Source organism: Lactococcus sp. dk101 (genome assembly GCF_009601055.1).
Classification (GTDB): domain Bacteria; phylum Bacillota; class Bacilli; order Lactobacillales; family Streptococcaceae; genus Lactococcus.
Genome location: NZ_WITI01000005.1, coordinates 29,034 through 41,729 on the forward strand (window position 1 = coordinate 29,034; position 12,696 = coordinate 41,729).

The following is a 12,696-nucleotide window of genomic DNA, read 5'->3' on the forward strand; positions in this document are numbered from 1 at the left end:
AATACGCTTACATTTTATGCTTAAAATCAATCCCAAATCAATGGGATAAATTTTATTTTGTTTCTTCCAACCAGCGTTGGAAATTCGAGATATTGGTATATTCTTGGTTCATTGTTCGAGCCAAACGAATAAAGATGGGTGTTAATTCTCGGTAAATATCAAAGTTTTGTCCATCTGGCTGATAAGAATGTGAACTTCCAACCATGTCATCAATGACAGAAAGGCTGTCAACAATTCCAAGTGCTTTTTCAGCCATGACAACTGCTGCAAGACAGCCTGCTTCTCTACTTTCAGGGACATTTATTGGCTGTTCAAAAATATCTGAAAGAATTTGTATCCACAGTTCTGAGCTGGTGAACCCGCCTGTTGCTTGAATCTGATTGAGTTCTCCTGTGACTTCAATCAAACTTAGAGCAACCATATAGAGATTGAACATGACGCCCTCTAGGACGCTCCTAGCCATGTGTTCACGCTTGTGGCTATAGTTCAACCCAAAGAACGATCCGCGTGCGTTAGCGTCCCAAATAGGAGCACGTTCGCCACCTAAATAAGGATGGAACAATAATCCATTTGCTCCTGCACCCGCCTTCTGTGCCAGCTCTGTAATTTCATCAAAGCTTAATTTGCCATCAAAAAGCGAATCTCGTACCCAACGATAAACGTCTCCGCCAGAGTTGACCGGCCCCCCAACGACCCAGTGCTCTTTATCCAAGGCGTAGGTAAATGTTCTCGCCTTGCTGTCTGTTTTCGGTTGATCTGTAACCACACGAATGGCACCAGATGTCCCAATCGTAATCGCAGCAACACCTGGTTTTATGGCATTTACACCCAGATTTGAAAGTGGCCCATCTGCAGCACCCCATACAAATTTAGTATCCACTGGAATTCCCATTTTCATGGCAAATTCATGCTTCATTCCTTGTTCAATTTCGTATGGTTCTACAACTTGCGGAAGCTGAGCTTTCTTGAGTCCTGTAAGTTCAAGTGCTTCTTCATCCCAGTCCAAATTAAAGATATTGAAAAGTCCTGTTCCTGTCGCAATGGATAAGTCCATCTTATTGACATCAAACAAGCGTCCAAAAATATAACCTTTGATGTCTAAATAATGTTTGGCTTGTGCAAAAATGTCTGCTTTTTCATTTTTCAACCAGAGCAGTTTAGACAAGGGTGCCATCGGATGAATGGGTGTCCCTGTCCGCTGATAAATCTCAAAACCTTTCCCTGATGCTTTCAACTCTTCTGTGTATTTAACCGCACGCGTATCCGCCCACGTGATGACTTCTGTCAGCTCACACCACTCTTCTGTCAGTGCAATTAAGCTATGCATTTGTGAGCTAAAAGATACTGCTAACAGCTCATCTGTTTCATTTAGATTGATCGAAACTTCCCGAATTGTCACAAGTACCGCATCAAAAATATCTTGGTAGCTTTCTTCTGCCATTCCTGACAAATCACGGTGCAAATCATACGCCTGACTGCTATTTGCAACAATCTCGCCGTTCACTTTAAACAAAACAGCTTTGGTTGCAGTCGTTCCTAAATCAACTCCGATAAGATACTGCATCATTTCTCCTTTACACCACTGGCTTCACTAAAATGAGTGATTCCACTTATTTTAAATTCATTGTACCGCTTACATTTTTCTTGTAAAATTTCATCGAACTTGCATTCGATGAGCTTTTTTATTATTTACTTTTTGTTACGTCGTGTCCACCAAAACCATTTCGGAGGGCAGCAACGACTTTTCCAGTCATTGTATCGTCTTGAAGGCTACGATTACGCATCATCAATGACAAGGCAATAACAGGAGCTGGAACAGCTAAATCAAGGCTTTCTTCGATTGTCCATTTGCCTTCACCTGACGCTTGAACACGTCCTGCGATTGCATCAAGTTTAGGATCTTTAGCGAATTGTTCTTCCGCAAGTTCCATCAACCAGCCACGAATTACTGAACCGTGGTTCCAAAGTTTAGCAACAGCTTCATAATCATAGTCAAAATCTGAAGCTTCAAGGATTTCAAATCCTTCAGCAATGGCTTGCATCATGCCGTATTCAATCCCGTTGTGAATCATTTTGAGATAGTGACCTGAACCAAGTTTTCCTGTATAAAGATAACCATCTTCTTGTGCCAAAGCTGCAAAAATAGGTTCAATCACTGTCCATGCCGCTTTATCATCGCCACCGACCATAAAGTTTCCGCCATTACGAGCGCCGTCCATGCCGCCTGAAGTTCCAGCATCAAAGAATTTTATTCCTTTTTCGCTCAAGAATTCATTTTGAACAAGATTGTCTTTGTAATTTGAGTTTCCGCCATCAATCAAAATATCGCCAGCAGTTAATTTTTCTGAGAGCATTTCAATTGTTGAGTTGGTTGCCTTTCCAGCAGGAACCATTACCCATACAATTTTTGGTGTTGGCAATTCTGAAAGCATTGCATCAATCGTCGTCACACCTGTAATGTGTTCTGAGTATTGATTTGCTTCTTGCACGGCAGTTTCATTGAGGTCGTAAGCAACCACATCAATGCCATTGTCCGCTGCATTTTTAGCAAGGTTCAATCCCATTTTTCCAAGACCAATAATCGCGAATTTCATTTCTTTGTTTCCTTTTTCGTTTATTCCTAAAAATATTATACGTAAATTATTTTCATTTGTCAAATAATTTGATGTAAAAAATTTACTCATAATAAAACTCTTCTTTTACATTGTCCAAAAGGGCTTCTGTGATATAATATAAAGCAAAGGAGCACACTGTATGAGGACTTTAGTATCACGCATCAATAGTTATTATGACGGTTTGAGCAAGGCAGACCAAAAAATATCTGACTTTTTACTTGAAAATATTGATTCTGCTGCGCGCTTGTCAATTCAAGAATTCGCTGAAGAAATCTCTGTCTCCACAGCAACAATTTCGCGCTATGCGAAGAAAATAGGCTTTAATTCGTTCCAAGAATTAAAATTGGCCATTCATGCGACTGACCAAAAGCAAGAAAACAACTTTTTCAGCGAGCTTTCACCCGATGATAGCAATATGGATATTCTCAACAAGAGTTTTAAGAGTAACATTTCCTCACTCAATTCGACCTTGCAACTGATTTCTGAAAAAGATTTACAAAAAGCCTTGAATCTTCTCTTAAAAGCAGATACAGTCGGCTTTTTTGGACTTGGTGGTTCAAATACGATTGCCAATTTGGCATTTCACAAATTCATTCGAATGCCTGTGAAAACAGTATTTCACCAAGATTTTCATTATCAACAAATGCTAGCAACCAAGCTGACAAAACACGATTGCGCCTTTGTCATTTCACATACTGGCCGCAACAGAGATACCATGCGTATTGTGGAAATTTTAAAAAATCACAAGGTTCCCATCATCGGCATTACTTCTTTTGCAAATTCAGCACTTGCTGTCAGCTCTGACATTGCCTTGGTTTCTGTTTCTGAGGAAATCTCTTTCCGTCCAGAAGCCGTCGCATCAACAGTTTCTCAAATCAGCATTCTTGATGCGATTTCCATGATGTATGGCATGCAAAGTCAAGACCAAACTGACCATACTATTCAAGACATTCGAGAAACAATCAAAAAATCACGTCTCTAATCATATCTATGTTAAGCTTTTAGAACGGAGGTAAAATATGGCATTCACAAATTCACGTCAACGTTTTGCAAGTTTCAGCACCGTTGCTTCTATTCCTGGCGAAGTAATCGATGCATTTTGGTATATCATTGATTACCAGCTAAAAAATGTATTTCCACTTGGCGAAGTGATTGATTTTCAGCTCATCAACTCTGACGGACTCTTGTCCATTCGCTTCAGTCAAAAAAATGACCCAACGACAATCACAGTTGATTTCGATTATCCATTCAACCATGATTGGCCAACACTTTTTCACGCCGTTGATAATAAAGGACGCGAAACAATCGTCACAGATAAAGAAATATGAAAAAAATGTGAAATTACTTTCACATTTTTTATATTTCATAATAAACTATTTCTGGGACAACACCAATTCTGATGGGTAAGAAAGTCAATCCAATCCCGCTGTTAACATACAAGCTGGTTTTTTCATTGATTTCATACTTTCCTTTGTCAAAATATTTTGAGCCTTTGTTATGCAAACGGAAATTGCCGATTCGAATTTGTCCACCATGACTATGCCCCGCAATGATCAAATCAAATGCCTTCAGTTGCTCTAGCTGGATCAACGAGTCTGGTTCATGAACCATCAGCAGTGAAAAATCAGCTTCTTGCGGATAAATCGCAAAATCTGGGACTCCTTCACGCATATCATCAATGCCTGAAATGCATATTTTTCCAGTCGGCTGAGCGTAGTTCGCATTGTGTGATTTGGATAAGACTTCAGAACGGTTGTTGACAATCGTGAAGCCTGATTTTTCTAAAATTTCTCTCACAAAATGAGAATTATTATCTTCAAAATCATGATTACCAAATATAGCAAACTTTCCGAGAGGTGCTGTCAGCTCTGACAAGACCTCGATATAAGCCGTCAAATCCCGTTCCTTTGCCCAAGACACCTTATCAAAAAGATCCCCTGTAAACAAAATAATATCTGGCTGATTTTCTTCGATATTTTTGGCAAATTTTTTCAAACGTCTGGCAGTGGTATGCCAAGTAAAATGGGTATCCGTAAATTGAGCAATTTTCAGACCCTGACCTCTGTCATAATCAATCGTCCGCACACGCATCAAATGTGGCTCAACAAAGATACCGTAAAGCAACAATAGCACAAGTGCTATTAAAATTATAATAATCCAAGTCATTGTTCTATTTTATCACAAATGCAAAAAAATTAAAGAAATACATTTTTGTCAGTGCTGACAGCACAAAAAAAGACATCAAATAATGTCTTTTGTTCATTTCTTAGTTTTCGCTTGATGCTACGAATGGAAGCAATGCCATTACACGAGCGCGTTTGATAGCTGTAACCACTTTACGTTGGTTTTTAGCTGAAGTACCAGTAACGCGACGTGGCAAGATTTTACCACTTTCAGAAATAAAGTGTTTCAAAGTTTCAACGTCTTTGTAGTCAACAACTTCAATTTTGTTAGCTGCAATAAAGTCAACTTTTTTACGACGTTTGAAGTTATTACGTTTTTGGAAAGCCATATTTTTTCTCCTTATATTATTCTTTGTTTTCTAATTTTTTAAATTAGAATGGAAGATCATCATCCGAAATTTCCATTGGTGAGCCACCAGCAAATGGGTCTGCATCACGAGAGAAATTTGGTGTTGAATTTGTTGAATTATTTGATGTATTCGTTGGGCGGTTTTGTTGTGGTGCAGAATATGAACCAGTATTTCCACCTTCGCGTACTTGACGACTTTCAAGCATTTGGAAATTATCAGCAATCACTTCAGTAACGTAAACACGTTGACCTTGTTGATTTTCATAATTACGAACTTGGATTGAACCCGTTACACCAATCAATGCGCCTTTTTTAGCCCAATTTGCCAAATTTTCAGCAGATTGACGCCAAATCACACAGTTGATGAAATCAGCTTCACGTTCTCCATTTGCATTTTTGAAACGACGATTGACAGCCACTGTAAATGTTGCAACAGCAACGTTTGATGGTGTATATCGAAGTTCTGGGTCGCGCACAAGACGACCAACTAAAACAACATTATTTATCATCTAATCCTCCAGTGCTTCCTTTAGGAAGCGACATCCAGTAGTAGTTAATTAAGCTTCTACTTTAACAATCATGTGACGAAGAATGTCGTCGTTGATTTTAGCAAGACGGTCGAATTCACTTGTAGCTTCTGAAGTTGTTTCAGCTTCAAGAGTTATGACGTGGTACAAACCTTCGCGGAAATCGTTGATTTCGTAAGCAAGTTTGCGTTTTTCCCAGTCTTTAGACTCAACGTTAACGGCACCATTGCTTGTTAAGATTTCATCGAAACGTGCAACAAGGGCATTTTTTGCTTCTTCATCAATGTTTGGACGAATAATGTAAAGAATTTCGTATTTTGTCATCGATTTTTCCTCCTTTTGGACTAATGACGTAGGTTGGAGCCTACGCAAGATGTGATATTTTTACCACAATTAGTAATTATATCAGAATTGTCCTCTTTTGGCAAGTTTTTGCCTTGATTTTTCGCCTATTTCATCCAAAAAATATAATTTAGTTTTCTATGATTGCATTTTCGCTAACTAATTTGCTTTATTGTTACCTTAATGATATATTTGAAATATAACAAATAAACAGTTGAAGGAGACTGCTATGAAAAAGATTATACCGTTAACAATGATTGGATTGTCAGCACTGACATTATCTGCCTGCTCAAAGAAAGATGACGCTGCGGCAAAGAAAGCTTATATTAACAGTATTGTCGAAGTAAGTAAGGATGATTACAATCAACAGGAAGTAAAACTTAAGGTTGACAAACTTGAGGTCAGCTCTGACGATAAATCGGATGCTAGCATTGCTAAAATGTTCAAAGATAGTGAAATGAACATTACCATGAATACAAACTATGAAAGTCGCGTCCTTGATTTTGATGGCTCTATCAAAGTAAGCGGACAAAAATATGGGCTCAATATGTTGATGAGTGACAAAGGCTTTTATTTGAACAGTGATGACTTGAAGAGCATTTACAAAGTCGCAAAACCACTCGTTAATGATAAAGTTGGCGATTACAGCAGTATTTTTGACAGTATGGTTGACGGCATCGACAAACCTTACTTGATGATGGATAAAGCAAGTATCAACAGCTACTCTGATGAGGCTGACAGTGATGAAAGCTGGTCTGAAACCATCGATGATATTTTCAAATCTCAAGAACTTTCAAAATCAGACATTGAAAAAGAGTATAAGGATGTAGATAACTCTGCCTTTACTCAAAAAGGGAATGAAGTAACATTTAAGATTTCTGAAAAAGATGTCACTTTTGATGCCTTGCTTAAAAAATTGCCTGGTGCAACTGCTGAACTTTCAAAGACACAGTTGAAAGACTTGATGAGCCAGATGAAAGATTATAAAGTTGAACAAATGGAATTTGTCTCAACGAAAAATATCAAGACCCAAGAAACAAAATCAACAATCACAGCTAAAATTACTGATGATGACAAAAACAGCATTGATTTGAAACTTTCAACGGATGCCAAAGCTTCAAAAGCAAGTAAAAAAGCAACTGAACCTGCTACCTCAAAAACAATGACACTCGAAGATTTACAAAACAAAGTTATTGAAAGCTTAACCGCTTCAACGGAACAAGCCAGCTAATCAAAAAAGCCACAAGATAACTTGTGGTTTTTTTGCGCAGACAGCGAACTCTGACTCAACTATATTTAGATTAGCTCAACTAAAATTTGTAATCGTCGTGAGATCGTAAAGTGTCGTCGATTGTTGACCTCCAGGCCCGCCTGAACTTTGAGTGCTACTTGCGGAAGTACTTGAAGTGCTTGAGCTTGTCGTTTTGGCACTACTTGATGCTGTTGGTGCACCTGATGGGGCTGAACCTGTTGGAGCCGTCCCTGTCATTCCTGTTGGGGCAGTGCCTGTTGGAGCTGTTTCTGTCATTTCTGATGGCGCTGTTCCTGTTGGGCTGTACTTGACGCACTTGTGGTCTTGCTGCTTGTCGATAACGCGGAGGTGCTAGAAACCGAGGTTACTTTTTTCGCGTTAGCTTCAATCCAAGATTCTATGGCCGAGATTTGGCTTGAGCTTCCGCCACCAGCTCCCATGCCTCCACCAGCAAGGAAGTATTTTACCTTTCCTTCTTTGACTAAAGTTTTGAATTTAGCCAATGTGATAGATGGGTCAGAGCCTGAAAATCCTCCCAGCGTCATTACTGCTTTGCCGGATTGGATGATATAAGGCTCTGAGGTTCCAGCACTCACTGTTGCAAACAAATAAGTTGCCGAACCTTGATGGGCTTCCGTATATTTCAAGACATTGGTGTCAAGATTTGACCCCATTCCGCCGCTTGCACCTTGGCCGCCGGACTGATAAAGACTTGGCCCAACTGTTGGTGTTTCAGCAGATTCGCTTGACAATGTAGGAGTCAATGCCCACCAGAATGTAAAGATAGATAGAACGGCAATACTTGCTGCAGCACGCGCCTTGAGTCCATGCTTACTTGGAATAAGCCAAGCAAGTGCAATAGCAATCGCCAGAACACCGACGACAAGCGTTGGTATCTTATAAGTTGAATAAGTAAAGCTAGCTTGCACGCCGTATGTTGCAAGGACAAGCAAGGCGCCAACGATATTTGCCCAATTTAATTTTGCCTTACTGGCTTTTGCAGAGCGCACTAATTCGACAATGGCAATTCCTGTTAATGCTGCGATAGGCGCACCCATCATGTCCAAATAATAACTATGGAAGAAACCTGCAACACTGAAGAATCCTCCAACAGGAATTAACCAACCTGCCCAAAGCAATGTTTCTTTCTGTTTATCTGTCAGCTCGTACCATTTTGATTTGCGTTTACGTGTTGCAAAGAAACCGATAAAGAGTCCAAAGAGAGCGGTTGGAAGGAACCAGCTTGACGTTGGGCCAAGTTCTGCATTGAACAGACGGAACAAGCCGACACCACCGTTATTAAATAAGCCACCACCTGCAGAATTTCCGCCGGAGCCGCTTGGGCCACCTTGATTAAATTGGCTAGATTGATTACTTTCGAGTGCTGAAGCAAGTTGACTTGTTGTGATACCTGCCTTACTGAGTAGACTTGTCAGTTGCGTTTTCTGTGTGCTTGTCAAACTTTCAAGACTTGTCAGTTCTGAGCTAGTCAATTTTTTGCTGGCTTGAGTCAAAAGACTGCCACTCAGACCGGTCATACTGCCAGAACTTGTCGGTGCCGTTGAAGATTTACTCATTGATGTTGTGTTTGACGTTAAACTGCCACTTGGCATACCGCTTGGTTTAGTTGAACTAGAACCACTCGGCGCACTTGAACTACTTCCTGAGCCACTTGACATTCCAAGTAAACGCTCGACACCATTGTAACCAAATGATAAGGAAATTTCGCTATCATCCGAAGTTGACCCCACCCAAGGACGTTGACTTTGCGGAATGGCATCCACCACCACCGAATAAGTCAAGCTGGTCACACCCAAAATGGCAAGTGCAGCAAAGAAATTAACCAGCAATTTCTTCCAAGGGAGTTTAATAGCAATGAAGTAATAAAGGAACATGCCAGGTACAACCATCCAAGCTTCCATCATTTTTACATTGTAAGCAACACCAATGGTTGCCATCGCAATAAAGACATAACGAATTTCTTGTTTTTTGCCTGCCTTAAGCATGAAATAATAGGCAAAGACACACAAGAAAACCAGCGTTGCATCCATATTATCAACCCGATTGTCAGCGACTGCCATTGGAACAATCGTCATCACAAGGGCAGAAATGCGTGCTGCCCATGCTCCCCAACGAGGTTTGATCATAAGATAAATCAAATAACAGGTTGCCACACCAAATAAAGCAGAGGGTAAGGTAACGGTCAGTGCATTAACACCAAAGATACGCCCGAGTAGCTCTGGTATCCAGAGGGCAACCGGTGGTTTATCCACCGTAATATAGTTTGCGGGGTCTATTGAGCCAAAGAAAAATGCTTTCCAGCTAAGTGTCCCTGATTTAATGGCTGCTGTATAAAAGGCATCCGCTGTGCCTGCATTCCAAAGATTCCAGATGTTCAGAAAGCCAGCGAGGAACAAGATGCTAACTAACCAATAATCCAGCCGCTTATACCAAGACAAATTGTCCTGATGTCTGTGCTGTTGTTTCATAATAAGTTCGCCTTTCGATTTGAATAAACTTATTCTAAAACTTACACGATAAAACAAGCTTAACCGCGTAATAAATAGAACTTAAATGTTTAAACAATTCAAATAGATCTTTTGATTTTCTTTCTAACGAAAAAACAACAAAAAAAATCACAAGCTGCACTTGTGATTTCTATATTATCAAGAGAAAATGGCACGAAAGCCTGCATAAATCAATAAAACGACACCGAGAACAATTCGATATTTACCAAAGAAAGTGAAATCGTGTTTTTTAACATAGCCCATCAGCCATCTGATTGCAAGCATTGATACGCCAAAAGCAACCAAACAAGCAACAAGTAAAATTCCAATTTGATTTAAACTGATGCTATTGTGAGCAAAGAATTTCACCATCTTCAAAAGGGACGCGCCAAACATGATTGGAATTCCCAAGAAAAATGTAAATTCTGCTGCAACACTACGGCTAACGCCTAAAAGCAAGCCTCCAATGATTGTAGCACCTGAACGAGATGTTCCTGGCAGCAATGACAAGATTTGGAAAACACCAATCAAGAAAGCCGTTCGGTAGGGCAGGCGATCAATGTCTGTCACCGTAAATTCGTGTTTTGGTACCCATTTTTTTTCGACATAAATAAAGATAAAACCATATAAAATCAGCATCAAAGCGACAAAGACAAAGTTATAAAAGTGTGCATTGAGCCAGTTGTCCAAAGCCAGACCTATAATCGCTGCTGGAATACAAGCAATGATAATTTTTGCCCAAAGACGCCACGTATATTTTACTTCACGTTCTGATTTTGTTTTTTCAAAGGGATTGAGCTTGTGGAAGTACAAGACCAAAACGGATAAAATCGCACCAAGTTGGATTACGACGTCAAACATTTCTTTGAATGCGGCAGATTGATTGAGTTTGATGAATTCGTCAGCAATGATCAAATGCCCTGTAGATGAAATGGGCAACCACTCCGTGATCCCTTCAATAATTCCGAGAATAATCGCACGAATATAGTCCATGTTTTCTCCATTTTCTATTTTTTATAAAATAAATTTCGTTTTAACACATTCCACGATGCACCACTTTTTAGATAAGGTATCGTGAAACATACCTATTATAGCACAAATAATTCTGTCAACTCTGACAATTTCTTTAAAAATAGATTGCATGATTATTCATGCTTGACAAGTTATCTAAATTGTTTTAAGATGTACCTTATACACATCGATAGAGGTTGCGACCAATATGAACTTACGTTGAGCTAAAAGCAAGCATTGACACGTAAGCCGGAGCGGTTGCCGAAAGGTTAATGTTGGCTTTAAACATTGACTTTGGGACAGCTCGAAATACGGGCTGGACTGTCGCGAATATATCGCGGGGGGCTATTCGTATTATAAAAATTCTATTTTTTATACGTTTAGCAATCTTCTGTTTAGTAGATTGCTTTTTTATTTTTTATTGATGTAGAAATTTTTTATTTAAGGGAGAGAATAATGGAAAATTCTCAACAAGAACACACACAAGTCAATCGTGGCTTGAAAAAAAGGCATTTAGAAATGATTGCCCTCGGTGGAACAATCGGAACTGGCTTGTTTGTCGCTTCTGGTGCTACCATTTCACAAGCAGGGCCTCTTGGCGCTCTTGTTGCCTATGCGGCAATCGGACTGATGGTCTTCTTCCTGATGACTTCACTTGGTGAAATGGCATCTTATTTGCCAATTTCTGGCTCTTTTGCTTCATTTGCTGACCGTTATGTTGATAAAGCATTTGGATTTGCAATGGGCTGGAACTACTGGTTTAATTCAGCCATTACCTTTGCTGTTGAAATGGCAACCGTTGGCGTTGTCATGCAATTTTGGCTTCCTAATGTTCCAACATGGATTTGGTCAGCCATTACTTTAGTTTTGATTTTGCTTGTCAACTTAACTTCTGCTCGTGCTTATGGCGAGACTGAATTTTGGATGGCAACCATCAAAGTCATTGCCGTCATCGCCTTTATCGCGATTGGACTTCTGTCCATCTTTGGTGCTTTCTCAATTCACACGGATGTCGTGCATAATCTGACTGCTGGTGGACAATCTGGCTTCGTTGGTGGATTTGGTGGAATGGTTGCCGTCTTTATGGTTGCTGGTTTCTCTTTCCAAGGAACAGAAATTGTCGGTATTGCAGCTGGTGAATCTGAAAATCCTGAAAAAGCAGTTCCTGCAGCGATTAAAACGACTTTCTGGCGTATCTTGCTCTTTTACTTTGTATCTATCTTTATCATTGGCGCATTGATTTACTATAAAGATCCTAACTTGCTTCGTTCTGCAAACACCGGCGATATCACTGTTTCTCCATTTACGCTTGTATTTGAACGTGCTGGACTTGCAGCAGCTGCTGCTGTTATGAACGCTGTTATCTTGACTTCTGTTATTTCAGCTGGTAATTCATGGCTTTATGCTGGTTCTCGTATGCTTTTCGGAATGGCACAAGAAGGACACGCTCCTAAGATTTTTGCCAAAACAAACAAACGCAATGGTATCCCACTTTATGCTGTACTTCTTACAGTAGCCATCGGTTTATTAACCTTCTTGACAAGTATTTTTGGTCCTCAAATGTACATTTACCTCGTTGCAGCATCTGGTTTGTCTGGTTTCCTCGCTTGGATTGGGATTGCCATTTGTCACTATCGTTTCCGTCGTGCTTTCATCAAGCAAGGACACAAACTTTCTGAACTTGGTTATCATGCAAAATGGTTCCCTGTAGGGCCAGTCTTGGCACTTGTTTTGTGTGTTGTCATTGTTATCGGCCAAATCACAACAACAAGCAACTTACAATCTGTTATTACAACTTATTTGGCATTGCCACTTTTCTTAATCTTGTATCTCGGCTACAAATTTACCAAGAAAACGAAACTTATTCCACTTGATGAAGTGAATTTGGATCGAAATTATAAATAAAAAAA

At 39.8% G+C, this 12,696-nt stretch carries 13 protein-coding genes and 1 riboswitch; of the genes, 4 read left to right on the plus strand and 9 right to left on the minus strand.

The window, feature by feature from the left end:
- Window positions 1-52: 52 nt before the first annotated feature.
- Both gntK and gnd read right to left on the minus strand, forming a co-directional pair.
- Window positions 53-1,564 carry a gluconokinase gene (gntK, locus tag GHI45_RS05385; RefSeq protein ID WP_147779799.1) on the minus strand — a complete coding sequence of 504 codons (1,512 nt, stop codon included), beginning with the start codon at window positions 1,562-1,564 and terminating at the stop codon, window positions 53-55.
- Between the two features lie 121 nt (window positions 1,565-1,685).
- Window positions 1,686-2,594 (minus strand): phosphogluconate dehydrogenase (NAD(+)-dependent, decarboxylating), encoded by a 909-nt coding sequence (gnd, locus tag GHI45_RS05390; RefSeq protein ID WP_147779800.1) that lies wholly within the window; start codon window positions 2,592-2,594, stop codon window positions 1,686-1,688.
- 160 nt (window positions 2,595-2,754) lie between these two features.
- On the opposite strand from gnd, the gene GHI45_RS05395 reads away from it, so the two are divergent.
- Window positions 2,755-3,597: a MurR/RpiR family transcriptional regulator gene (locus GHI45_RS05395; RefSeq protein ID WP_147779801.1), complete on the plus strand. Its 843-nt coding sequence runs from the start codon at window positions 2,755-2,757 to the stop codon at window positions 3,595-3,597.
- Window positions 3,598-3,634: 37 nt separating this feature from the next.
- Complete coding sequence (locus GHI45_RS05400) at window positions 3,635-3,943, plus strand: DUF960 domain-containing protein (protein ID WP_147779802.1); 309 nt, start codon at window positions 3,635-3,637, stop codon at window positions 3,941-3,943.
- A gap of 28 nt (window positions 3,944-3,971) precedes the next feature.
- Here GHI45_RS05400 and GHI45_RS05405 read toward each other — a convergent pair whose 3' ends face one another.
- From GHI45_RS05405 to rpsF, 4 genes are all read right to left on the minus strand, one after another.
- Window positions 3,972-4,781 carry a metallophosphoesterase gene (locus tag GHI45_RS05405; protein WP_147779803.1) on the minus strand — a complete coding sequence of 270 codons (810 nt, stop codon included), beginning with the start codon at window positions 4,779-4,781 and terminating at the stop codon, window positions 3,972-3,974.
- 100 nt (window positions 4,782-4,881) lie between these two features.
- Entirely contained in the window at window positions 4,882-5,127 is a 246-nt protein-coding gene (gene rpsR / locus GHI45_RS05410) for a 30S ribosomal protein S18 (RefSeq protein ID WP_147779804.1), read from the minus strand.
- Window positions 5,128-5,170: 43 nt separating this feature from the next.
- Entirely contained in the window at window positions 5,171-5,656 is a 486-nt protein-coding gene (gene ssb / locus GHI45_RS05415; RefSeq protein WP_147779805.1) for a single-stranded DNA-binding protein, read from the minus strand.
- A 48-nt stretch (window positions 5,657-5,704) separates the two neighbouring features.
- Window positions 5,705-5,998 (minus strand): 30S ribosomal protein S6, encoded by a 294-nt coding sequence (rpsF, locus tag GHI45_RS05420; RefSeq protein ID WP_147779806.1) that lies wholly within the window; start codon window positions 5,996-5,998, stop codon window positions 5,705-5,707.
- A 247-nt stretch (window positions 5,999-6,245) separates the two neighbouring features.
- Here rpsF and GHI45_RS05425 point away from each other — a divergent pair, with 247 nt between their 5' ends.
- A complete protein-coding gene (locus GHI45_RS05425; RefSeq protein ID WP_147779807.1) occupies window positions 6,246-7,247 on the plus strand; it encodes a hypothetical protein in 1,002 nt (333 codons plus the stop codon).
- Window positions 7,248-7,322: 75 nt separating this feature from the next.
- On the opposite strand, the gene GHI45_RS05430 is transcribed toward GHI45_RS05425, so the two are convergent.
- The 3 genes from GHI45_RS05430 to GHI45_RS05440 form a co-directional block, all read right to left on the minus strand.
- Complete coding sequence (locus GHI45_RS05430) at window positions 7,323-7,544, minus strand: hypothetical protein (RefSeq protein WP_147779808.1); 222 nt, start codon at window positions 7,542-7,544, stop codon at window positions 7,323-7,325.
- Window positions 7,541-9,757, minus strand: a complete 2,217-nt coding sequence (locus GHI45_RS05435) for a glycosyltransferase family 39 protein (protein ID WP_147779809.1) — start codon at window positions 9,755-9,757, stop codon at window positions 7,541-7,543. Before GHI45_RS05435 ends, GHI45_RS05430 begins: the two co-directional genes overlap by 4 nt.
- A gap of 177 nt (window positions 9,758-9,934) precedes the next feature.
- A complete protein-coding gene (locus GHI45_RS05440) occupies window positions 9,935-10,768 on the minus strand; it encodes an undecaprenyl-diphosphate phosphatase (protein WP_147779810.1) in 834 nt (277 codons plus the stop codon).
- Window positions 10,769-10,969: 201 nt separating this feature from the next.
- Window positions 10,970-11,142: riboswitch (Lysine riboswitch) on the plus strand.
- A gap of 100 nt (window positions 11,143-11,242) precedes the next feature.
- On the opposite strand from GHI45_RS05440, the gene GHI45_RS05445 reads away from it, so the two are divergent.
- A complete protein-coding gene (locus GHI45_RS05445) occupies window positions 11,243-12,691 on the plus strand; it encodes an amino acid permease (protein WP_147779811.1) in 1,449 nt (482 codons plus the stop codon).
- The last annotated feature ends 5 nt before the right edge of the window (window positions 12,692-12,696 follow it).